The sequence below is a fragment of the Micromonospora sp. CNZ280 genome (assembly GCF_011759515.1).
Map to the genome: position 1 here is coordinate 136,213 of NZ_JAAOYP010000004.1, position 20,600 is coordinate 156,812.

General features: G+C 75.2%; 18 protein-coding genes. 5 read left to right on the forward strand and 13 right to left on the reverse strand.

The window, feature by feature from the left end:
• Nucleotides 1-35 precede the first annotated feature (35 nt).
• From FHX32_RS27790 to FHX32_RS27810, 5 genes are all read right to left on the reverse strand, one after another.
• A complete protein-coding gene (locus FHX32_RS27790; protein WP_167189641.1) occupies nucleotides 36-2,516 on the reverse strand; it encodes an ABC transporter permease in 2,481 nt (826 codons plus the stop codon).
• Entirely contained in the window at nucleotides 2,513-3,289 is a 777-nt protein-coding gene (locus FHX32_RS27795) for an ABC transporter ATP-binding protein (RefSeq protein ID WP_167189644.1), read from the reverse strand. The genes FHX32_RS27790 and FHX32_RS27795 overlap by 4 nt, the downstream gene beginning before the upstream one ends.
• 147 nt (nucleotides 3,290-3,436) lie before the next feature.
• Nucleotides 3,437-4,102 (reverse strand): response regulator transcription factor, encoded by a 666-nt coding sequence (locus tag FHX32_RS27800; RefSeq protein ID WP_167189647.1) that lies wholly within the window; start codon nucleotides 4,100-4,102, stop codon nucleotides 3,437-3,439.
• Nucleotides 4,099-5,352, reverse strand: a complete 1,254-nt coding sequence (locus FHX32_RS27805) for a sensor histidine kinase (protein ID WP_167189649.1) — start codon at nucleotides 5,350-5,352, stop codon at nucleotides 4,099-4,101. The genes FHX32_RS27800 and FHX32_RS27805 overlap by 4 nt, the downstream gene beginning before the upstream one ends.
• A gap of 67 nt (nucleotides 5,353-5,419) precedes the next feature.
• A complete protein-coding gene (locus FHX32_RS27810) occupies nucleotides 5,420-6,100 on the reverse strand; it encodes a DUF305 domain-containing protein (protein ID WP_167189652.1) in 681 nt (226 codons plus the stop codon).
• Between the two features lie 138 nt (nucleotides 6,101-6,238).
• Here FHX32_RS27810 and FHX32_RS27815 point away from each other — a divergent pair, with 138 nt between their 5' ends.
• The gene (locus tag FHX32_RS27815; protein ID WP_167189655.1) at nucleotides 6,239-7,693 is read left to right on the forward strand and encodes an LVIVD repeat-containing protein; all 1,455 of its coding nucleotides are present in this window, start codon (nucleotides 6,239-6,241) and stop codon (nucleotides 7,691-7,693) included.
• A 72-nt stretch (nucleotides 7,694-7,765) separates the two neighbouring features.
• Here FHX32_RS27815 and FHX32_RS27820 read toward each other — a convergent pair whose 3' ends face one another.
• Nucleotides 7,766-7,987, reverse strand: coding sequence for a DUF2188 domain-containing protein (locus FHX32_RS27820; RefSeq protein WP_167189657.1), 222 nt, complete (start codon nucleotides 7,985-7,987; stop codon nucleotides 7,766-7,768).
• A 101-nt stretch (nucleotides 7,988-8,088) separates the two neighbouring features.
• Here FHX32_RS27820 and FHX32_RS27825 point away from each other — a divergent pair, with 101 nt between their 5' ends.
• From FHX32_RS27825 to FHX32_RS27835, 3 genes are all read left to right on the forward strand, one after another.
• Entirely contained in the window at nucleotides 8,089-9,096 is a 1,008-nt protein-coding gene (locus FHX32_RS27825) for a linear amide C-N hydrolase (protein WP_167189660.1), read from the forward strand.
• 223 nt (nucleotides 9,097-9,319) lie between these two features.
• Nucleotides 9,320-10,063 (forward strand): hypothetical protein, encoded by a 744-nt coding sequence (locus FHX32_RS27830; RefSeq protein WP_167189663.1) that lies wholly within the window; start codon nucleotides 9,320-9,322, stop codon nucleotides 10,061-10,063.
• Entirely contained in the window at nucleotides 10,060-10,404 is a 345-nt protein-coding gene (locus tag FHX32_RS27835; RefSeq protein ID WP_167189665.1) for a winged helix-turn-helix domain-containing protein, read from the forward strand. The genes FHX32_RS27830 and FHX32_RS27835 overlap by 4 nt, the downstream gene beginning before the upstream one ends.
• Before the next feature lie 99 nt (nucleotides 10,405-10,503).
• On the opposite strand, the gene FHX32_RS27840 is transcribed toward FHX32_RS27835, so the two are convergent.
• The 6 genes from FHX32_RS27840 to FHX32_RS27865 all read right to left on the reverse strand — a co-directional run bounded on the left by FHX32_RS27840 (nucleotide 10,504) and on the right by FHX32_RS27865 (nucleotide 16,897).
• The gene (locus tag FHX32_RS27840) at nucleotides 10,504-11,334 is read right to left on the reverse strand and encodes a MerR family transcriptional regulator (protein WP_167189668.1); all 831 of its coding nucleotides are present in this window, start codon (nucleotides 11,332-11,334) and stop codon (nucleotides 10,504-10,506) included.
• A gap of 56 nt (nucleotides 11,335-11,390) precedes the next feature.
• Nucleotides 11,391-13,004 (reverse strand): asparagine synthase-related protein, encoded by a 1,614-nt coding sequence (locus tag FHX32_RS27845; protein ID WP_167189671.1) that lies wholly within the window; start codon nucleotides 13,002-13,004, stop codon nucleotides 11,391-11,393.
• Nucleotides 13,005-13,008: 4 nt separating this feature from the next.
• Nucleotides 13,009-13,977, reverse strand: coding sequence for a hypothetical protein (locus tag FHX32_RS27850; protein WP_167189674.1), 969 nt, complete (start codon nucleotides 13,975-13,977; stop codon nucleotides 13,009-13,011).
• 156 nt (nucleotides 13,978-14,133) lie between these two features.
• Nucleotides 14,134-14,916 carry an isocitrate lyase/PEP mutase family protein gene (locus FHX32_RS27855; protein WP_167189678.1) on the reverse strand — a complete coding sequence of 261 codons (783 nt, stop codon included), beginning with the start codon at nucleotides 14,914-14,916 and terminating at the stop codon, nucleotides 14,134-14,136.
• On the reverse strand, nucleotides 14,913-15,929 hold the full coding sequence (locus FHX32_RS27860) for a cytochrome P450 (RefSeq protein WP_486481365.1): 1,017 nt from the start codon (nucleotides 15,927-15,929) through the stop codon (nucleotides 14,913-14,915). The genes FHX32_RS27855 and FHX32_RS27860 overlap by 4 nt, the downstream gene beginning before the upstream one ends.
• Nucleotides 15,930-16,156: 227 nt before the next feature.
• Nucleotides 16,157-16,897 (reverse strand): helix-turn-helix domain-containing protein, encoded by a 741-nt coding sequence (locus FHX32_RS27865; RefSeq protein ID WP_167189681.1) that lies wholly within the window; start codon nucleotides 16,895-16,897, stop codon nucleotides 16,157-16,159.
• A 130-nt stretch (nucleotides 16,898-17,027) separates the two neighbouring features.
• On the opposite strand from FHX32_RS27865, the gene FHX32_RS27870 reads away from it, so the two are divergent.
• Nucleotides 17,028-19,244 carry a family 43 glycosylhydrolase gene (locus FHX32_RS27870; protein WP_167189684.1) on the forward strand — a complete coding sequence of 739 codons (2,217 nt, stop codon included), beginning with the start codon at nucleotides 17,028-17,030 and terminating at the stop codon, nucleotides 19,242-19,244.
• Between the two features lie 48 nt (nucleotides 19,245-19,292).
• Here the strand turns inward: FHX32_RS27870 and FHX32_RS27875 are convergent, their stop codons facing one another.
• The gene (locus tag FHX32_RS27875) at nucleotides 19,293-20,591 is read right to left on the reverse strand and encodes an ABC transporter substrate-binding protein (protein ID WP_167189687.1); all 1,299 of its coding nucleotides are present in this window, start codon (nucleotides 20,589-20,591) and stop codon (nucleotides 19,293-19,295) included.
• Nucleotides 20,592-20,600: the final 9 nt, after the last annotated feature.

Here is a 20,600-nt window from a genome sequence, read left to right on the forward strand (position 1 = left end):
GGGACCGGCCGGCGGATGTCACCCGGGCGCGGCGGTCACTGGTCGCCGAGCGCCTCCACCACCGGCCGGGACAGCGCCCGCCGGGCCGGCAGCACCGAGGCGCCCAGCGCCGCCAGCACCGCGACGCCGAGGATCAGCCCAAGCTGCCCCAGCGGCAGCACCACGTGGAAGTCCCCGCCGATCCGGCCGAGCAGGGCCATCGCGGCCGCGCTGACCCCGGTGCCGAGGCCCACGCCGAGCACCGCGCCGACCAGCGCCATCAGCACCGCCTCGACGGCCAGCATGCCGCGCATCCGACCGCGGGTCAGCCCGACCGCGCGCAGCACGGCGTTCTCCCGGGTGCGCTCCACCACCGACAGGCTCAGCGTGTTGGCCACCCCGACCAGCGCGATCACCACGGCCAGGCCGAGCAGCGCGGTGACGAACGCCAGCAGCATGTCCACCGTGCTGGTCAGCATCTCCTTGTAGGCGCCCTGGTCCATCAGGTTGACCGTCGGGTAGCGGGCCAGGACTGTCTCCACGGCGGCGCGGGCCGAGTCGGCGGAGACCCCGTCGGCCGGGTCGATCTCGGCCAGGAAGCCCCGCCGGTCCGGGAAGAGCGCGGTGAAGTCGTCCTCCGCCACCTCGATCACGTGACCGGCCGGCACCGAGCTGCCGGCCGGTCCCGGCCCGTCGTCGGTGACCACGGCGGCGACCCGCAGCTCCCGGTCCCGCACGGTGACCGTCGAGCCGGCGGTCCAGCCGCGCGCCTGCGCCAGTTCCCGGTGCACCAGCGCCGTGCCGGGGCCGAACCCGCCGAGGTCGCCGGCGACCACCCCGGTCAGCGTCCGGGCGACCAGGTCCGGGTGCGCGGCCCGGATCTCCATCCCGGCGGACACCGCGCTGCGCTGCTCGTGCACCACCCCGAGTTCGGGGCGGGCACGCAGCTCGCCGGCGAGGGTCGCCGGCAGGTCGCCGCCGATCCCGGTGACCACGAGGTCCACCCCGATCTCGGCGTCCACGCTGCGCTCGATGCCGTCCTTGGTGCTGCGCGCGCCGACCACGAACGCGGAGACCAGCCCGATCCCGATCACCAGCGCGGTGGCGGTGGCGGCGACCCGCCGGGGATTGCGCACGGCGTTGGCCACGGCCAGCCCGGCGGTCGCCCCGAACAGCCGGCGGGCCGGCCAGCCGAACACCCGCACCAGCGCCGGCACCAGCACCGGCCCGAACAGCACGATGCCGAAGAAGGTCAGCACCCCGCCGGCCGCGACCAGCAGCACCTGCACAGCGAGCGCGGCGCCGACCAGCGCGGCGATCCCGGCCGCGACGACCACCGCGCCGGCGGCCAGCCGCAGCCGGCCGGCGCCCCGGGTGGGTTGCACCGCCGCGTCGGTGAGCGCGGCGACCGGGGCGATCCGGGTGCCTCGCCAGGCCGGCAGCAGCGCCGCGCCGACCGTGATCGCGGTGCCCAGCACCAGGCTGAGCAGCACCGTCGGCGCGGTGACGGTGAGCCCGCCGGAGGCCGGCGCGTCCAGCCGGGACATCAGCTCGCCCAGGCCGGCGGCCAGGCCGACGCCGAGCAGCACGCCGACCGCGGAGGCGGCCAGCCCGACCACCACCGCCTCCAGCAGCGCGGCGCGGAACAGCTGCCCGCGGGTCGCCCCGACCAGCCGCAGCAGCGCGGTCCGCCGGGTCCGCTGGGCCAGCACGATGGCGAACGTGTTGGCGATGACGAACCCGGCCACCACCACCGCGACCCCGGCGAAGGTGAGCAGCACCATGTTGAACTGCTCCAGGCTGCGGACCGCCTCGTCGACCGCGTCGTCGAGGATCTGCTGGCGGGTCTTCACGCTCGGCCCGGCGCCGGTCGCCGCGGCGACCCGGTCGACCAACTCCGCCTCGGGCACACCCGGCCGGGCGGCCACCATGATCCGGCCGTACCCGCGCTCCCCGGTGACGGCGAGGGCGTCGGACCCGACCAGGCCGATGAACGGGCCGCCGATGTCCCGGGCGGTGCCAGCCACGTCGACCGTGCCGACCAGGGTGTACGGCCGGGCCGCTCCCCCGGCCCCGCCGACCCGGACCGGGGCGCCGAGGGTGAAGCCCTCGGCGGCGACCGTCGGCGCGTCGAGCACCACCTCGCCGGGACGGTCCGGCAGCCGGCCGGCGACCACGTCGTACGAGCGCAGGGCGGGTTCGACCGGGATGGCGGCGAGCACGGCGTAGCCGAGCACCGGCCGGCCGTCGGCGCCGAGCGCCCCGCCGGAGCCGGTCAGCTCGCCGGCCGCGGCGGCCACCCCGTCGACCGCGCGCACCCGGTCGACCAGGGCCGGCGGCAGCGCCTCGGACTCGGCGTAGACGCCGAGGTCGGTGTGCCGGTCGAAGGTGCCGGCCCGCTCGTACGCGCCGGCCCGCATGCCGTCGACGAAGATCAGCGTGCCGGCGACGAACGCCACGCCGAGCACGATGGCCAGTGCGGAGAGCAGCAGGCGCAGCGCCTCGGCGCGCAGCGAGCGCAGGGTCAGCCGGATCACCGGGCCACCGCCTGGCGGGCGGGGTCGAGCCCGGCGAGCGCGTCCAGGACCCGCTCGGCGGTGGGCGCGGTGAGATCGCGCACCAGCCGGCCGTCGGCGAGGAAGACCACCCGGTCGGCGTGCCCGGCGGCCACCGGGTCGTGGGTCACCAGGACGACGGTCTGCCCGAGGGTGTCGACCGCCTCGCGGAGCAGCCGCGGCACCTCGGCGCCCGCGCGGGAGTCCAGGTTGCCGGTGGGCTCGTCGGCGAAGATGACCCAGGGCTTGGTGATCAGGGCGCGGGCCACCGCCACCCGCTGCTGCTGCCCGCCGGAGAGCTCCGCGGGCCGGTGCCGCAGCCGGTCGGTGAGCCCCACCGCGGCCACCACCTGGCGCAGCCAGCCGGGGTCGGGGCGGCGGCCGGCGATGGCCAGCGGCAGCACGATGTTCTCCTCGGCGCTCAGCGCCGGCAGCAGGTTGAACTTCTGGAACACGAAGCCGACCCGGTCTCGGCGCAGCAGGGTGAGCCGGCGGTCGTCGAGGCGGGCCAGGTCGGCATCGCCGATGCGCACCGCGCCGGCGGTGGGCCGGTCCAGGCCGGCCAGGCAGTGCATGAGGGTGGACTTGCCGGAGCCGGACGGGCCCATGATGGCGGTGAACCGGCCGGCGGCGAAGTCGACGTCGACGCCGGCCAGGGCGACGACGGCGGCCTGGCCGCTGCCGTACCGCTTGGACAGGCCGCGGGCGGTGACCGCGACGCCGGCGGCGGCGTGCGCGGGAGGTGCGACGGACACGTGGCGCTCCCCGTGGAGATCGTTGGTGGGACGTCTCCGACGCTATGGGCGGGCCGGCCGGGCGGCGTCCACCCGCGCGCTCGACTCCGCTGCGACCGCGGGTGCCCCTGACCGGGCGGTCCCGTACGACCTGGGTCGTACGCCGGCTCAGCCGCCGGGGGTGACCAGCCCGCTCTCGTACGCCAGCACCACGGCCTGCACCCGGTCGCGGAGCTGGAGCTTGGCCAGGATCCGCCCGACGTGGGTCTTCACGGTCGCCTCGGCGACGTGCACCCGGGCAGCGATCTCGGCGTTGGACAGCCCCTGCGCCACCAGCAGCAGGACCTCCCGTTCCCGCTCGGTGAGCTGGGCCAGCCGGGGATCCTCGGTCGGGCCGGGGCCGAGCTGGCCGGCGAACCGGTCGAGCAGCCGCCGGGTGATCGACGGGGCGACCACCGAGTCGCCCTGGGCCACCACCCGGATCGCTGCCAGCAGCTCCTCCGGCGGGACGTTCTTGAGCAGGAACCCGCTGGCCCCGGCCTGGAGGGCGGCGAACGCGTCGGCCTCGGTGTCGAAGGTGGTGAGGACCAGCACCCGGGGCGGGCCGGCGGGCCGGCCGGCGCAGAGCCGGCGGGTCGCCTCCACCCCGTCCATGGTCGGCATCCGGATGTCCATCACCACCACGTCGGCGGCGACCCGGTCGAGCACCCGAAGCGCGTCGGCGCCGTCGATCGCCTCGCCGACCACCTCGAGGTCGGGCTGGGAGTCCAGCACCATCCGGAACCCGGCGCGCACCAGCGCCTGGTCGTCCACGATCACCACCCGGACCGTCATGCCGGCACCACCTCCGTTCCGGCCGTCGACGGTAGCGGCAGCCGCGCCCGCACCTGCCAGCCCCCGGCCAGCCGGGGCCCGGCGGTCAGGCTGCCGTCGTACACCGCCACCCGCTCGCGCATGCCGACCAGGCCGTGGCCGCCGGACGGCGCCGGGCCGACCACGGTCCGGCCGCGCCCGTCGTCGACCACCGCGACCAGCACGGCGCCGGGCTCGCGGGCGAGGGTGACCTCGACGGCCGCGCCGACCCCGGCGTGCTTGAGCGCGTTGGTCAGCCCCTCCTGCACCACCCGGTAGACGGTCAGCTCCAGCCCGGGCGGCAGCGGCGCCGGCTCACCGGTCACCGCGTGCCGCACCCGCAGGCCGGCGACCCGGAACCGGTCGAGCAGGGCGGGCAGTTCGGTCAGCGCCAGCCGGCGGTGCTCCGGGTCGGCGACCACCCCGGCGCCGTCGGGCTCGGCCGCCGCGCCGGTGTCGGCCGCCGCCTCCGGCCGGCCGTCCTCCCGCAGTACGCCGACCAGCCGGCGCATTTCCTCCAGCGCCTGCCGGCCGGTGTCGGCGACCACCTTGACAGCGGCGCGGGCGGTCTCCGGGTCGCGGTCGAGCATGTACCGCGCCCCGTCGGCCTGCACGATCATGACGGCCATGCTGTGCGCCACCACGTCGTGCAGTTCGCGGGCGATGCGGGCCCGCTCCCCGGCGACCGCGGCGCGGGCCTCCGCCTCGCGTTCCCGCTCCAGGGTGGCGGCCCGCTCCTCCAGGCTGAGCACGTAGAGCCGGCGGGTCCGTACGTTGAGCGCGACCAGCCAGACCGCTCCGGTGACCAACCCGAAGTAGATCGCGGTGGCCCACCAGGCGACGCCACCGTCGGTCTGCCGGTCGTTCTGCACGGCGGCCAGCAGCACCCCGACGGCGGCGACGATCCCGGCGAGGATGCCGTCGCGGAGCCGGTCGGCGTACTTCACGACGCTGTAGAGGGCGATCAGCACCGCGATGTCGAAGGGCAGCGGACCCCAGCCGGCGACCACCTGGAGCAGCGCGAGCGCCGCCACCACGGCGGTGACCGCCGAGGGGTGGCTTCGCCGGAACAGCAGCGCCACCGCCATCGCGGCCCCGGTCAGGGTGGCCTTCCAGTCGCCCGGCTGGGCCACCACGCCGGCGACGGCGAAGAGCGCCACCGCCGCGGAGACGAAGACGTCGAAGGCGACGCTGCGCAGCGGACGGCCGAAGATGGTGCGGTTCACGGTCACCCAGCGTACGTGCCCGGTCGGCGCGACGGCCGGCCCGCCGTGATCATGCGGGGGTGGCGGCGCCGGGTCAGGAGTCGAGGAGTTCGCGCAGCCGGTCGATCTCGACGGACTGCTCGGTGGCGACCGAGTTGGCGAACTCGGAGAGGGTGAGCTCGGAACCGACCTTGAGCAGCTCGGTGGCCATCTCGACCGCGCCCCGGTGGTGCTCGGTCATCATCCGCACGAAGAGCCGGTCGAACTCGGCGCCCCGGGCGTCGGCGAGCCGGCGCATCGCCTCGGCCGACTGCATGCCGCGCATGGTGCCGTGGTCGTGCCCGTCGACCCGCTCGGCGAGACCCCGGACCTGCAGCCAGCCCCGCAGCATGCCGATCTCCGGGCCCTGGCTGGCCCGGATCCGGTCGGCGATGGCCCGCACGTCGGGGTCGGCGGCCCGGTCGGGGGCGAGTTCGGCCATCGCCAGGGCCTGCCCGTGGTGCGGGATCATCATCCGCACGAACTCGACGTCCATCGCGTTGTGCGGGCGCTCGGGGGCGCGGACCTGCTCGGCGGGCCGGACGGCCGCCGACTCCCCGGGCCGGCCCGGCACGATCACCGGCGGGCCGGTCGGGGTGGGCGTGGCGGTCGCGGCGGCCGGCCGGGCCTCGCCGGGCGCCGGGTCGGCGCCGGCGCGGACCACGACCAGGACCACCAGCGGCAGCGCGAGGGCCAGTGTGACGATCGCCAGGGTCCGCGCGCGCCGGTTGGTCATGGGCCACTCCCTGAGATCGAGGTCACCGCGATGGTATCCATTGACGGACCTGGCGACATGTGACCCAGATCACATCGACGCATGTCGTCGGACGGTAAGGTGTGGACAATCGTCACCCCCCTTGCGAAGGGCTCGCCGATGATCAGATTCCCCTCGCCGCGGACCCGGCGGTTCAGGGTCGTCAGCCTGGCCGCGGCCGGGCTGCTCCTGGCCAGCGCCGCGACCGCACCACCCAGCAGCGCCGGCGTGGCGCCGCAGCCGGCGTCGGCCGGCACAGTGGACACCACCAACACCATCCCCGGCGTCGACGAGATCGTCAGCAGTCCCAACCTGCGACTGATCACCAACCTGCCCAAGCAGGCCCCGCTGGACGCCACCAACAGCGACCTGGCGTTCCAGGGCAGGTACGCCTTCGCCGGCAACTACAACGGCTTCGTCGTCTGGGACATCTCCCGGCCCAGCGCGCCGACGGTGGTGGCGTCGGTGTTCTGCCCCGGATCGCAGAACGACATCTCCGTCCACGACGACCTGCTCTTCCTCTCCACCGACTCGCCGCGCAGCGACGACTCGTGCAACAGCACGGGCCTGCCGGCGACGGAGAAGGAGTCGTGGGAGGGCATCAAGATCTTCGACATCCGGGACAAGGCCAACCCGCGCTACATCAAGTCGGTGGAGACGGCCTGCGGCTCGCACACCCACACGCTGGTGCCGGCCAAGGACAACCGCTCCGTCTACCTGTACGTCTCCTCGTACAGCCCGCGGGCGGAGTTCCCGGACTGCCAGCCGCCGCACGACTCCATCTCCATCGTCAAGGTGCCGCTGAAGAAGCCCACCGCGGCGGCGGTGGTGGCCACGCCGAACCTCTTCCCGGACGGCGGCTACGAGGGCGTGCCGGGCGAGAAGTCGGCGACCACCGGCTGCCACGACATCACCGCGTACCCGCAGAAGGACCTGGCCGCGGGCGCCTGCATGGGTGACGGCATCCTGATGGACATCCGTAACCGGGAGGCGCCCCGGGTGATCAACCGGGTGCGGGACACGACCAACTTCGCGTTCTGGCACTCGGCCACCTTCAACAACGCCGGCACCAAGGTGGTCTTCACCGACGAGCTGGGTGGCGGCGGCGCCGCGACCTGCAACGAGACCATCGGGCCGAACCGGGGCGCGGACGCCATCTACGACATCACCGGCCGCGGCGACAACCGGACGATGGTCTTCCGCAGCTACTTCAAGATCCCCCGGACCAACGCCGACACCGAGAACTGCGTGGCGCACAACGGCTCGCTGATCCCGGTGCTCGGGCGGGACATCATGGTCCAGGCGTGGTACCAGGGCGGCGTGTCGGTGTGGGACTTCACCGACTCGGCCAACCCGACGGAGATCGCCTTCTGGGAGCGCGGTCCGATCTCGACGGAGGCCCCGGTCGGCGGCGGCTCGTGGTCCGCGTACTACTACAACGGCCACATCTACTCCAACGACATCGCCAAGGGCTTCGACGTGCTGAAGCTGACCGACTGGCGGACCTGGACGGCGGAGCTGGTCCGGTACCGCGAGCTGAACGTGCAGACCCAGCCGCGCTACCTGGGCTGGTAACCCACGCGACAGACCGGGCCCGGTCCCCGTTCGGGGGCCGGGCCCGGTCACGTACGCGGCGAGGCGGTCGCCTCAACCCACCGGCGGGTACGGGTCGCCCTGGTAGGTGTTCTCCGTCTCGATCTTCCCGTCGGCGGTGTGCACGACGAGCTGGCTCGGCTCGTCGCCGTGCGCCGCCTCGCGGCCCGCCTCGACGGCGCGCTGCTTCGTGTCGAAGGTGCCGACCACCTGGTTGCCCCGCTCGACCTTCCAGCCGCCACCGTTCGGTACGACGTGGTACTCGTTGCGCTTCATGCCACCTGCCTCTCGTTCGTGGCGGTTCAGGTACCCGGCCGTGCGGGCCGAAAACCGGGCCGGTGGACAACCATCTATCGCTGCCCTAGCGTTCAATAGATATGCGGAGGACTTTGTGGGGCGCCGGCGTCGCCCTGATGCTGGCCGTGACCGCCTGTTCCACACCCGACCCGGCCGACCCCGCACCGGACGCGCCGGCCGTGACCGGGACGCCGATCGCCTCCCGGCAGGACCCGGGCCAGGTCGAGCAGACCCTGACCAGCCTGCGCAAGGTCGACGACCTGCCGCTGTACGAGATGACCTACGTCGGGGCTTACGACCCGACCGTGGGCACGGACGCCAGTCCGACCACGAAGCCGTTCGGCTGCTCGCTCTTCGTCGCCGCGGGAGACCCGGGCCGGCCGCTGTTCGCCCGCAACTTCGACTGGGACGCCAACCCGGCGATGGTGCTGCGCACCGACCCGCCGGACGGCTACGCCAGCATCTCCGTGGTGGACATGTCCTACCTCGGGGTCGGTGCCGACCCGGCCGGCGACCGGCGGCTGCTCAACGCCCCGCTGCTGCCCTTCGACGGCATGAACGAACGCGGCCTGGCGGTGGGGCTGGCCGCCGACGACGGCGCCCGGGCCGAGCGGGATCCGGCCAAGCCGACCGTCGGTTCGGTGCGCATCCTGCGCCTGGTGCTCGACCAGGCGGCCACGGTGGACGAGGCGGTCGCCGTGTTCAACCGGTACAACGTGGACTTCGACGGCGGGCCGCCGCTGCACTACCTCATCGCCGACGCCACCGGCGCCTCGGTGGTGGTCGAGTTCACCGACGGCCGGCTGCGCGTGGAGCGGGGGTCGGGCGGGTGGCAGGCGCTGACCAACGTGCCGGTCGCCGGGGTGCCGGAGCAGCGCCGCCGGGAGGACCACCGGTACCGGGTGATCGCCGAGGCGCTCAGCCGCACCGGCGGGGTGGCGGACGCGCCCGCCGCCCTGGGGATCCTCACCGACGTCCGCCAGGGACACACCCGCTGGTCGGTGACGTACGGCCTGCGCAGCGGCGAGGTCCGGCTGACCACCGCCAGCGGCGGCGGCGAGCGGCGCTACCAACTGCCGGTGAGCTGACGCCTCCCGGCGCGCCGCGACGGCCGGCAGCCCCGGCGGCGTCCCCGGCGGTGAGCAGGTGCCCGTGCCGCTTCCCTGCCGTGCCGGCGGCCGCCCGACCCGCCCGTCCCGGGTCGCGGCAGCGCGGCCGGTCCCGGGTGGGCGATGTTGCCAGCGCGGTGCGCCGGCCATAAACTTTGCATCGCAGAGCTTTCGCTGTCGCAAAGCCAGACAGGAGTACGCCATGGAGCCCGGCGCCACCGAGCAGGCCGAAGACACCCTCGCCGCCCTGGAGCGGTTGCGCCGACGCACCCACCGGCGCGTCCACGGCGGCGCCTGGCTGCCCGCCCTCGGCATCGCCGCGCTGCTGCTCGCCAGCGTGGCGCTCTACCGACACCCGCTGGCCTTGCCCACCTCCATCGTGGCCGAGCATCCCTGGTGGGCGGGGCTGCCCGACGAGCAGCGCAGCCCGGTGGCCTCCTACGCGTTCTGGTTCCTCGGCACGCCGCTGCTGTTCGCCGGCATCGGCCTGTGGTACCGCTGGCGTGCCCGCCGGCTCGGCGTACGGGTCGCGTGGCCGCTCGTCGCCGGCACCGGGCTCGGGGTGCTGGCCCTGCTGGCCGTGCTGGCCGCGGTGCCGACCGGGCCGGTGCCCGACGGGCTCACCGTCGCCGACGGGCCGTACTGGTCCGGGCTGCTCACCCCGCTGCTGCCGCTCGCCGCCGCGGTCGTGGTGCTCGGCCGGGCCGAGCGCAGCGCCGGCCTCACTGCGGCCGGGGTGTGGATGGCCCTGCTCACGGCCTGGCTGTGCACCTCGTTCCCGCTGGGCACGCTGCCCGGCTGGGCGGGCCGGCTGCTCGGCGGGGGCAGCGGCCTCGGTGGCCAGCTCGGGCTACGACCCGGCCACTATCTTGTCCTGATGGCACTCCCCCTGCTCGCGGTCGCCGCCGTCCGGCTGGTGTCCGGCCGCCGTCCGGACCGCGCGTGACGCGGCAGCAGCCGCCGCACCCCGCCACGGCCCTGGACGACGTGGTCCACCAGCGGGTCCGGCTGGGCATCCTCACCGTGCTGAGCGAGGCGCACGAGTGCCGGTTCGCGGTCCTGCGCGACGAGCTCGGGCTGACCGACGGCAACCTCAACCGGCACCTGCGCATCCTGGAGGAGGCCGGGCTGCTCCAGGTCACCAAGGGCTACCAGGGCCGCCGGCCGTGCACCTGGGTGCGGTTGACCCGGCAGGGCCGGGCCGCGCTGCGCGCGGAGGTCGCCGTGTTGGAGCAGCTGGTGACCCGGATCCGCGGCGCGGCCGGCCGACCGGACGCCGACGGCTGAGCACCGGGCCGCCGACCGGCCGTGGCGGACGGCCGGCGGTGGCGGACGGCCGGCGGTGGCGGACGGCCGGCGGTGGCGGACGGCCGGCGGTGGCGCCGGTCAGCCGCGCCGAACGGGCAACTGGAGCTCCGTGACGCCCTTCTCCGGCGCGTCCGGGCAGTAGTCCAGGTAGACCTCCCGGGCGAACCCGTCCGCCCGGTAGCCGTTCTCCTCGATCCAGCGGGCCAGCACCTGCATGCTCCGCTCCACCTCGTCCATCGGGCCGTGGTGGATGACCGTCGCCGCGGCGGGCACCGCGGGCAGGTCGGCCACCGCGACGCCGGCCGCCGGATCGGGGTCGACGTCGACGGTCACCCCGGCGTGCACCACGACGGCCTCGCCGCCGGGCTCCCCGGCCGGGGCGTACCAGGCGATGCCCGGTCCGCTCGGCCGGATCCCGGCGGCCGCCAGCCGGCGGAACAGCTCCGGGTAGAGCGGCTGGATCACCGGGCTGATGTCCTCGGTCTGGTAGCTGGGCGCGGTGGCGCTCAGTTCCGCGAGGCGCACCGGCGCGATCGACTTGAGTACGACGTCCTGGGTGGTCATCCGACCCTCCGTCTCGATCATCCGGAGCCTCGCCTCGATCCCGGCCAGCCGGGCGGTGTCCGCGGCGACCTGCGCCTCCAGTTGCGAGCGGCGCAGCCGCAGCATGCCGCGCAGTTCGGCGACGTCGACGGCGTCGTCGAGGATCGCCTGCACCTGGGCCAGGGTGAAGCCCAGCTCCTTCAGCGCAATCACCCGGTTGAGCCGGCGCAACTGCTCGGCGGTGTAGTAGCGGTACCCGCTGTACGGGTCGACGGCGGCCGGGCGGAGCAGGCCGATGCTGTCGTAGTGGCGCAGCATCCGCACCGACACCCGGCCCAACCTGGCGAAGTCTCCGATGCTGAACATGACGCTCCCTACGGTCGGCGCTGACACCGTGTCAGAGTCAACCGCGGCGCGTCAGCTCAGCCCGGCAGCGGGGCCTCCTCGTCGCCGCGAATGCGGCGCGGGCCGACCAGCCGGCGCACCATCGGGGCGGCGTTCCACTTCGCCGCACCGACCAGGTCGCGGGCGTGCTCCAGCACGGTGTAGTCCGGCCGCGCCCGGCCGGCTGCGATGGCCCGGTCCAGGTCGTTGCCGCAGCGGGTGAGCACGGTGTCGAAGTCCCGGCGGACCGGCTCCAGCAGGTGGTAGCCGAACTGGCGGTGCAGCCGGGCGAAGAGCGGCTTGTAGAGCCGGGCCCGCTCGTGCAGCCCCGACGAGTACGACATCGGGTTCTTCGGCCGCCGCCGCACGTAGTCGGGCAGCAGGTCGGCGAAGGCCCGCCGGACGATCCACTTCTCCTGGCCCTCGCGCAGCTTCAGGGTGACCGGCAGCCGCATCGCCAGCTCCACCACGTTCAGGTCGAGGAACGGCACCCGGGCCTCCACCCCGTATCCCATGCTGGCCCGGTCGACCCGCTGCAGCTCGGTCCGGCACAGGTTGCGGATCTTGTGCAGGAAGAGCCGGCGGGACGCCTCCGGGCCCACCTCGTGGTACATCGGGTAGCCGCCGAACAACTCGTCCGAGCCGTCGCCGGTGAGCACCACCTTGACGCCCAGCTCCCGCAGCCGGCGGAAGATCGGCACCGAGACCACCGCGTTGATGATGTCGCCGTACTCGGTCAGCTCGGAGATCCGGATCGCCTCCCGGATCTCGGCCAGCCGGATGTCGCGCGGGCGCAGCTCGACCACCTCGTGCGGCACGCCCAGGTCGGCCGCGAGGCGCCGGGCGTACGTCACGTCCGGGCTCTCCGGCACGCCCACGGTGACAGCGACGCAGTCCGGGTGCATCTCCCGGACGTGCAGCAGGGCCAGCGAACTGTCCAACCCGCCGGAGAGCACCACCCCCACGGTGAGGTCGGTGTCCACCCGGACCCGGATGCTGTCGGTGAGGGCGGCACGGACGAGCAGGGCGGCCTCGTCCGGGTCGTCCACCACCGGCAGCCCCTCACCCAGCCGGAGCAGGTCGAGGTACGGACGCAGCCGCACCTGCCCGTCGGCGTCGGCCCAGCCGTGGTGCCCGGGCGGCACCTCGGCGATCTGGGTACCGTGCCCGACCAGCGCCTTCACCTCGCTGGCCAGGTGCAGGCAGCCCGGGGTGCGGGTCCAGTAGAGCGGCTTCACGCCGAGCGGGTCGCGCACCAGGTAGGCGCGGCCGGTGGCCCGCTCGACCACGGCGAAGGCGTACTCCCCGCGCAGCCGGGTCACCATCCGCTCGCCCCAGTGCAGGAACGCGGCCAGCACCACCTCGGTGTCGCTGACGCTGCGGAACCGGTACCCGAGCCGCGTCAGCTCCCCGCGCAGCTCGTGGTGGTTGAAGACCTCGCCGTTGTAGCAGAGCACCCACCGCTCGTCGGCGGAGGTCCACGGCTGCACCGCCCGCTCCCGGTCCACCACCCGCAGCCGCCGGACGCCGGCGAGCAGGCCGTTCTCGTACCGGGTCTCGGTGACCTCGCCACGCGGGGCGAGCACCGTCAGCATCCGCCGGAAGATCGCCGGGTCGGCCTCCGGGCCGAGGCTCAGCACGATGCCGCACATCGGCTCACACCCCCATCTCGGCTTCGTACGCCCGGCGCAGCCGCCGGCGGGCGCCGGGCGCGAGACAGAGGTGCCAGGCCTGGCCCTCGTCGACCACGTTGACCTCGCCGGCCTGTTGCCGGGCCAGCAGCAGCCCGGCGAGGGTCTCCCGGACGCCGAACCGGTCGAACCAGGCCAGCTCCACGTCGGCCGCCCAGCCGAGGCAGTGCCCGCTGGGCACCATGGCGGCGTAGCCGAGGCGGCGCAGCCGGTACTGGTGCTCGGCGCTGCGGACCAGGCTGGTCACCCAGAGCGGCGGGGTGCCCGCCGGGGTGCTGGCGGCGAACTCGCGGCCGACGTCGTTGAGGAATGCGACCATCTCCCGGCGGGCCCGGCGGAACAGCAGCCCGGCGGTACGCGGCGCGGCGTCCGGGAGCAGTCTGCGGCGCAACGCGCGCACCCCCCGCCCCAGCACGGTGGCCGGCTGCTCCTGGTAGCGGAAGCGGAGCAGGTCCCGCCGGCGCAGCCACTCCAGGTCCACCAGTTCCGGGCTGGCGTAGACCTGCGCGTCGGTGAGGTAGGTGGGCGCGTCCCGCCACCACATCACGTCGATGCGGGAAAGCAGGTAGATCCGGACCAGGGCGGTCAGGTCGGCGGCGGAGCTGCGTTCGTTCGGCTGGTAGCGGGCCATCTCCAGCAGCAGCGTCTCGCGGGCGCCGACGAAGCCCTGCGGGGTGGCGTCGAGCACCGCCGCGATGGCCGGTTCGCGCAGCCGGGCGTCGATCAGCACCTGCCGGGCCGCGGTGGATGGTGCCGTGGCCAGCGCGCCGACCTCGACCAGCAGTTCGGCCACTGCGGCGCGGTAGGCGTCCAGATCGGGGCCGGGCGACGGGATCCGCCGCGGCGGGCCGGCCGGTGGCCGGCGGCGGGCCGGGGCGGTCGACGCGGCGGGCGGACCGGGCTGGTGTCCCGGGCTGCGGCTCGGCACTCGCATGGTCGGTCCTCTCTCCCGTCAGGACAACGGTGGGCAACCTCTGCGAACCACCGTAATCGGCCGGACCGGGCCAAGCCCGAACAATCCTCCTATCTTCCTCCGAAGGGATATGAGCAGGTCAGGACGGCCGCCGGGCGACCGCCGCGGGACGAACCGCTACCCGGCGGACGGCGCGCTCAGCCGCTGCGTCTCGGCGTACGAGGGCAGCCGCGGCGGGACGCCGTCGCCGTCGAGCACGGCGAGGGCACCGGCGAGCGCGGCCCGGAACGGCAGGGAGCCGGTGCTCACCCGGGCCGCCCCGAGCGCGCCCAACTCGGCGGGGCCCGGGCCGCCGGGTGACAGCAGGACGTTGAGCGGGGCGTCGATCGCGGCGGCCAGCCGGGCGATCAGCTCGGGGTCGGCGACGCCGGGCACGAAGACGCCGTCGGCGCCCGCGTCCCGGTAGACACGGGCCCGGCGCAGCGTCCCGGGCAGCGGGTCGGGCGTGCCCAGCCACCAGGTGTCGGTCCGGGCGTTGACGAACAGGTCCGGCACGGCCGCCTTGACCGCGGCCACCTTGGCCGCGGTCAGCTCCGCCGGTGCGAGGGTGCCGTCGGCCCGGCCGTCCTCGACGTTGATGCCGACCACCCCGAGCCCGGCCAGCTCGGCGGCCAGGTCGGCGACCGCGGCCGGGTCGTCGCTGAACCCGGCCTCCACGTCGACGGTGAGCAGCACCGGGAGCCGGCGCAGCAGCCGGGCCAGCCGCAGCGTCTCCGCCCGGGTGGCGGCCGCGCCGTCGGGCAGGCCGGCCGCCGCGGCGACGCCGAGGCTGGTGGTGCCGATCGCCCGGTGCCCGCGCGCGGCGAACGCGGCGGCGCTGGCGTGGTCCCAGGCGTTGGGCAGCAGCAGCGGCCGGTCCGCGTGGTGCAGGGCGCGGAAGGCGGCGAAGCGATCGGTCATCGGGGACGTACCTCCAGTCGGGTCGGCACGCGCAGCAGCGCGTGCGGTTCGTGGCGGACCGGCGCGGGCACCGGCCGGCAGCGGCGGCGCAGCACGTCCACCACGCCGGTGGCCAGCGCCAGCGCGTGCCGCTCCCCCGGGCAGCCGCGCGGCCCGGCGCCGAAGGTCAGCGCCGCGTGCGGACGGCCGGGCAGCAGGTGGTCCGGCTCGGCGAAAACCGCCGGGTCCCGGTTGGCCGCGTCGAAGCGCAGCAGCAGCGGGCTGCCCGACGCCAGGTCCCGCCCGCCGAGCCGGACCGGGGCGGCGGTGACCCGCCGGGTGCCGCGTACCGGCGGGTCGAGCCGGAGCACCTCGGCGAGCAGGTCGCCGGTGGACACGTCGGCCGGCCAGGCCAGCACGTGCCGGGCGGCGGCGCCGATCAGGCCGGCGGTGGCGTCGCCGGCCTGGACCAGCAGACCGATCCGGTTCGCCCGGACCTCCGGCGGGGCCGGCGGGGTCAGCGCCAGCAGCGCGGTCACGGCCCGGTCCGCGCGGCGCACCGTGTCCCGGTCGGCGCCGGGGTGGTACGCGGCCGCGACCGCGGTCACCGCCGGCACCACGGCGTCCGGATCGGCGATACCAAGCCGGTCGGCCAGCACCCGCAGCGGTACGCGGCGGGCGAGCACGGCCATCACGTCCAGCCGGTCGGCGGCCCGGTCGAGCGCCCCCCCGGTGAGCCGGGCCGCGCCGCGGCGCAGCTCGTCCGGGTCGAGTTCGGCCAGCATGGCCGTGCCGGCCGCGCGGCGGGCCGGGTGGGTCTCGGGCGCGCTGAACCGGCTCACCGTGCCGCGCAGCCAGGCGAGGGTGCCGGGCGGGGCGGGCGGGGCGACCGGCACCCGGCAGGCGGGATCGAGCAGCGCGGCGCGGACGTCGGCGTGCCGGGTCACGGTCCAGCCGGTGGCCGGATCGAGGATGGGCGGGCCGCACGGCGGCGTGCCGGCGGCGGGTGCGAGGAGGTTCGTCACGACGGTCACCGGGCCGACGGTAGGGCCGGATCGGTTCGGCCCTCACCGAAGAACGCGCGACCCAGCGGGCTGATTCACCCGACGTCCGCGATGTCGTGCATCGACGACGCCCGGACGACCCGATGTCCGGAACCGGAGTGGATCACGCGGCGTCGGTCCGCGATGTCGCGGCAGCGACGACGCCCGGACCACCGGAACCGGAGTGGATCACGGAGGGCCGGTCCGTGCAGGCCGGGTCAGGCGCGGCCGCCGCCGGTGTCCGTGCCGACCGCGGGGGCGAGGTCGGTGACGGTCAGGCCGAGCGCGCCGGCCAGCGCGGGCCCGCCGGCCGGGGTCAGCCGGACCGCCCGGCCGGTGCCCCGGGTGAGCCAGCCGAGATCGAACAGCCGGCCGCAGAGCGCCGCGCCGAGCGTACCGGCCAGATGTGGGCGCCGCTCGGTCCAGTCCAGGCAGTCGCGCAGCAGCGGGCGCCGGCCGGGGGTCGCGACCGGCACGTCCAGCCCGCCCAGCCAGTCCCGTCCGGCCGGGGTCAGGGTGAGCCCGGCCCGCTCGTCCAGCAGCCCGCGGGCCAGCATGGTGTCGCGCAGCAGCACGCCGAGCCGGCCGGCCAGGTGGTCGTAGCAGGTGCGGGCGTACGCCAGGGCGGCGTCGGCCCGCACGGCGCGCAGCGAGCGGGCGGGGCGCGCGGCGCCCGGCGCGTGGCCGGCCAGGTCCTCGACCAGCTGGGCCACCGACGGCCCGGCCAGCCGCAGGTAACGGTGCCGCCCCTGGCGCTCCTCGACCAGCAGCCCGCCGGAGACCAGGCGATCCAGGTGCTCGCTCGCGGTCGACGGGGCGACCCCGGCGGCCCGGGCCAGCTCGCCCGCCGTCCAGGCGCGGCCGTCGAGCAGGGCCAGGCAGAAGCCGGCCCGGGTGCGGTCGGCGAGCAGGCCGGCGAGGCGGGCCAGCGCCGCGCCGTCGGTGCTGGTGGCGCTCATCCGCCCATGCTGACACGGGCACGGTTCGGCGACCACCGACCGGTCACCGGCTCTTTACAACGTTGTATGCATCGTTGTAGAAACGGACGGAGTGACCCTCGTCGACATTCCCCCACCCGAGGCAGGTCTGATGGGACAACTCCGTCGTGGCGGTGCGCTCACCGCCGTACTCGGTCTGCTGCTGGCGGCGACGGCGTCCGCGCCGGCCGTCGCCGCACCCGACGCCGACTACCGCAACCCGGTCTCGGCCGGGTTCGCCGACACCTTCGCCGACCCGGTCGTTCTCCGCGGTGACGACGGCTACTGGTACGCCTACGGCACCACCGATCCGCTGCGCGAGGGCGAGCGGCAGTTCCACCGGGTGCCCACCGCCCGCTCCGCCGACCTGGTGGACTGGCAGTACGTCGGGGACGCCTTCGGCGCCGACCAGCGGCCCCCGTACGCGGCGCCCGGCGCCGGCTTCTGGGCGCCCGACGTCCGCCGGATCGGCGACCGCTACGTCATGTACGTGACGGTGACCGACACCACCGTCTCGCCGGAGGGCAGCGACTTCGCGATCGGCGCGGCGACCGCGCCCACCCCGACCGGCCCGTGGACCTTCGCCGACGAGCCGGTGGTGGCGCCCCGCCCCGGCGGCGGCGGGGGCTGGTTGTGGACCATCGACCCGTCCCAGTTCACCGACGTCGACGGGACCAGCTACCTCTACTACGGCAGCTACTACGGGGGCGTCTCGGTCACCGAGCTCTCCCCCGACGGACTGCGCGCCGTCGGCCAGCCGACCCTGGTGGCGATCGACAACAAGTTCGAGGGCGGCTACGTGCTGCGCCACGACGGCTGGTACTACCTGTTCGCCTCGACGGCGAACTGCTGCGCCGGCCCGGCCACCGGCTACTCCGTCCACGTCGGCCGGTCGCGGAGCCCGCGCGGCCCGTTCGTGGACCGCGACGGCATCCCGCTGACCGCGTCCCGGACCGGTGGCACGCCGGTGCTCACCCAGAACGGCAACCGCTGGATCGGCACCGGCCACAACGGCTTCCTCACCGACCTGTCCGGCCAGGACTGGATCGTCTACCACGCGCTCGACCGGGCCGACCCGTACCTGGACGAGCCGTTCGGCATCAACGAGCGGCCGATGCTGCTGGACCGCCTCGACTGGATCGACGGCTGGCCGACGGTCAACGCCGGGGCCGGCCCGTCCGACGGCGACCGGCCCGCGCCGGTGACCACCGGCCGGGTGGACGAACGGTTCGACGCCGGGCTGGCCGGCTGGCGGGACACCGGCGACTGGCGGATCGCCGACGGGCGGCTCACCGGCAGCGGCGCGCTGACCAGCCGTACCACCGTCGGCGGCGACGTGCGGGCGGAGACCGACCTGCGGCTGACCGGCGCCGACGCGGCCGGGCTGACCCTCGGCGGCCGGGTCGAGGTGCGCCTCGACGCGGCGGCCGGCCGGCTGGTCGCCCGCGACGGCGGTCGCACCGCCAGCGCCCCGCTGCCGCTCGGCCACCGCCTGGCCGACCGGCACAACCTGGCCGTGGAGGTACGCGGCCGGCGACTGGTGGCCGAGCTGAGCCCGGCCCGGCTCGGCGCCCAGCTCGCCACCGTCGCGCTGCGGCTGGACCGGCCCGTGCCCGGGCGGCTCGGGCTGACCGCGACCGGCGGCGCCGCCGAGTTCGACAACGTCAGCCTGGCCCGGCTGCACCGGCCGGTCCGTTACGCCGTGCCCGAGCCCCGGGCCGGCGCCGTGCTGCCCGAGTGGTCCGACGAGTTCACCGACGGCCTCGACCCGGCCTGGAGCTGGGTGCGGCCGGACCCGGCGGCCACCGCGTCCGGCGGAGCGCTGCGCTGGCCGACGCAGGCGGCCGACCTGGTCGGCACCGGCAACACCGCGGGCGTGCTGCTGCGCGACGCGCCGGCCGGCGACTACGTGGTGGAGACGAAGGTGACCCTCGACCTGGGCGAGGAGACCGTGCGCAACTACCAGCAGGCTGGCCTGGTCGCCTACGTCGACGACGACCGGTTCGCCCGGCTGGCCCAGGTGGCGATCTGGAACACCCGGCAGGTGGAGTACGGCTACGAACTGCCTTTCGCCGGGCAGCCGGTGTACGGCGGGAACATCGTCGGCACCCCGGCCACCACCACCTGGCTGCGGCTGGCGCACCGGGTCGACCCGGTCACCGGCGAGCACGAGTTCCGGGCCGGTTCCAGCCGGGACGGAACGCACTGGACGTGGGGTGGGGTGTGGACCTTCCCCGCCGACACCACGCCCCGGATCGGCCTGGTCGCCCACGGCGGCGCGCGGCCGCCGGTCACCGCCGAGTTCGACTACCTGCGCTTCCACCGCTGACCCGACGCGGTCGGGCCCCCGCCGTCGCGGGGGCCCGACCCGGTCGGCTCAGAGCTTCTCGTAGCAGGGCCGGTCCAGGGTGTACGCCTGGGCGGTCGGCCCGGTGAACAGCTCGCGGACCTGACTCACCCCGGTCGGGGAGGCCTTGTCCGGCTTGTAGACCGCGGTGACCCGGACCGCGCCCTCGTTCGCCCCGGCGGCGTAGTTGCCGGCGGTCGCCGGCAGCATCCCCTCGTAATCCACCGAGGTCAGCGACTTGACCGCCTTGAGCAGGCCGGCCCGGGTCAGGTCGCCGTCGGCGACCGCCTTGGTCAGCGCCGCCTTCATCGGGTACGACCAGACCCAGCCGGCGGTGTAGCCGTCGTTCGGGGTGACCCCGGGCAGCGCCTCGCGCAGCGCCCGGTGCCCCGGGGTGTCGGTGCTCCAGGTGTTCCACGGCGCGGTCTGCTCGTAGCGGGCCAGCAGCGCCGGGGCGGCCGGGCTCTGCAGCAGCGCCGGGTTCCAGGTCGGGCTGGTGCCGATGAACCGGCCGGCGAAGCCGCGGGCCACCGCCTGCCCGACGATGGTGGCCGCGTCCGCCGGCCCCATGGTGAGCACCACCAGGTCCGGCTTGCCGGCGAGGATGGCCTGGATGGCGCCGGCCTGCTTGTCGGCGCCGGAGTCGGTCTTGACGTCGGTGAAGGTCATCCCGAGGGTCTGTGCGGCCAGCTTCACCCCGGCCGCGGCGTCGTCGCCGTAGTCGCCGGCCAGGTGCACCGCCATCACCGACTTCGGCGCGTACGTCTCGCGGGCGTAGTCGAGCGCGTTCATCGACTCGACGCAGTAGTTCGCGCCGGACTCGATGATGACGTCCTCGAAGGCGTAGCCGGAGGTCCACGCGGCCGGGGCGGCGATCACGTTGCTCGCCTTCATGTCGCCCAGGATGGCGCCGGTGGTGGGCGAGCCGAGGCTCTGCGCCAGCGCCAGCACGTTCGGCTTGATCTCCTGGTAGACCTGGTTGTGGGTCTGCGGGTTGTACTTGTTGTCCCGCACGTACCGGGTCACATCCACCTCGTAGTCGCCGATCCCGCCGGCGGTGTTGACCCGCTTCCAGAACGCCTTCTGGGCGTCGGTGATCGGCACCGCGAGGGCCCGGAACGGCCCCTCGGTGAGGTCGGAGATGATGCCGAGGTAGATGCAGCCCTTGTTGCGGTCGACCGCGTCCGGGCACGGCTCGGCGGTGACGCCGACGTCGGTGCGCAACCCGGATTCGTCAGTTGTGCTGTCCCCGCCACGGCACGCGGTGAGCGTGCCTGCCAGCAGGATCAGGGCCACCCCGAGGGCGGTCCGCGACGTCCGTAATGCCATGGCTTCCTC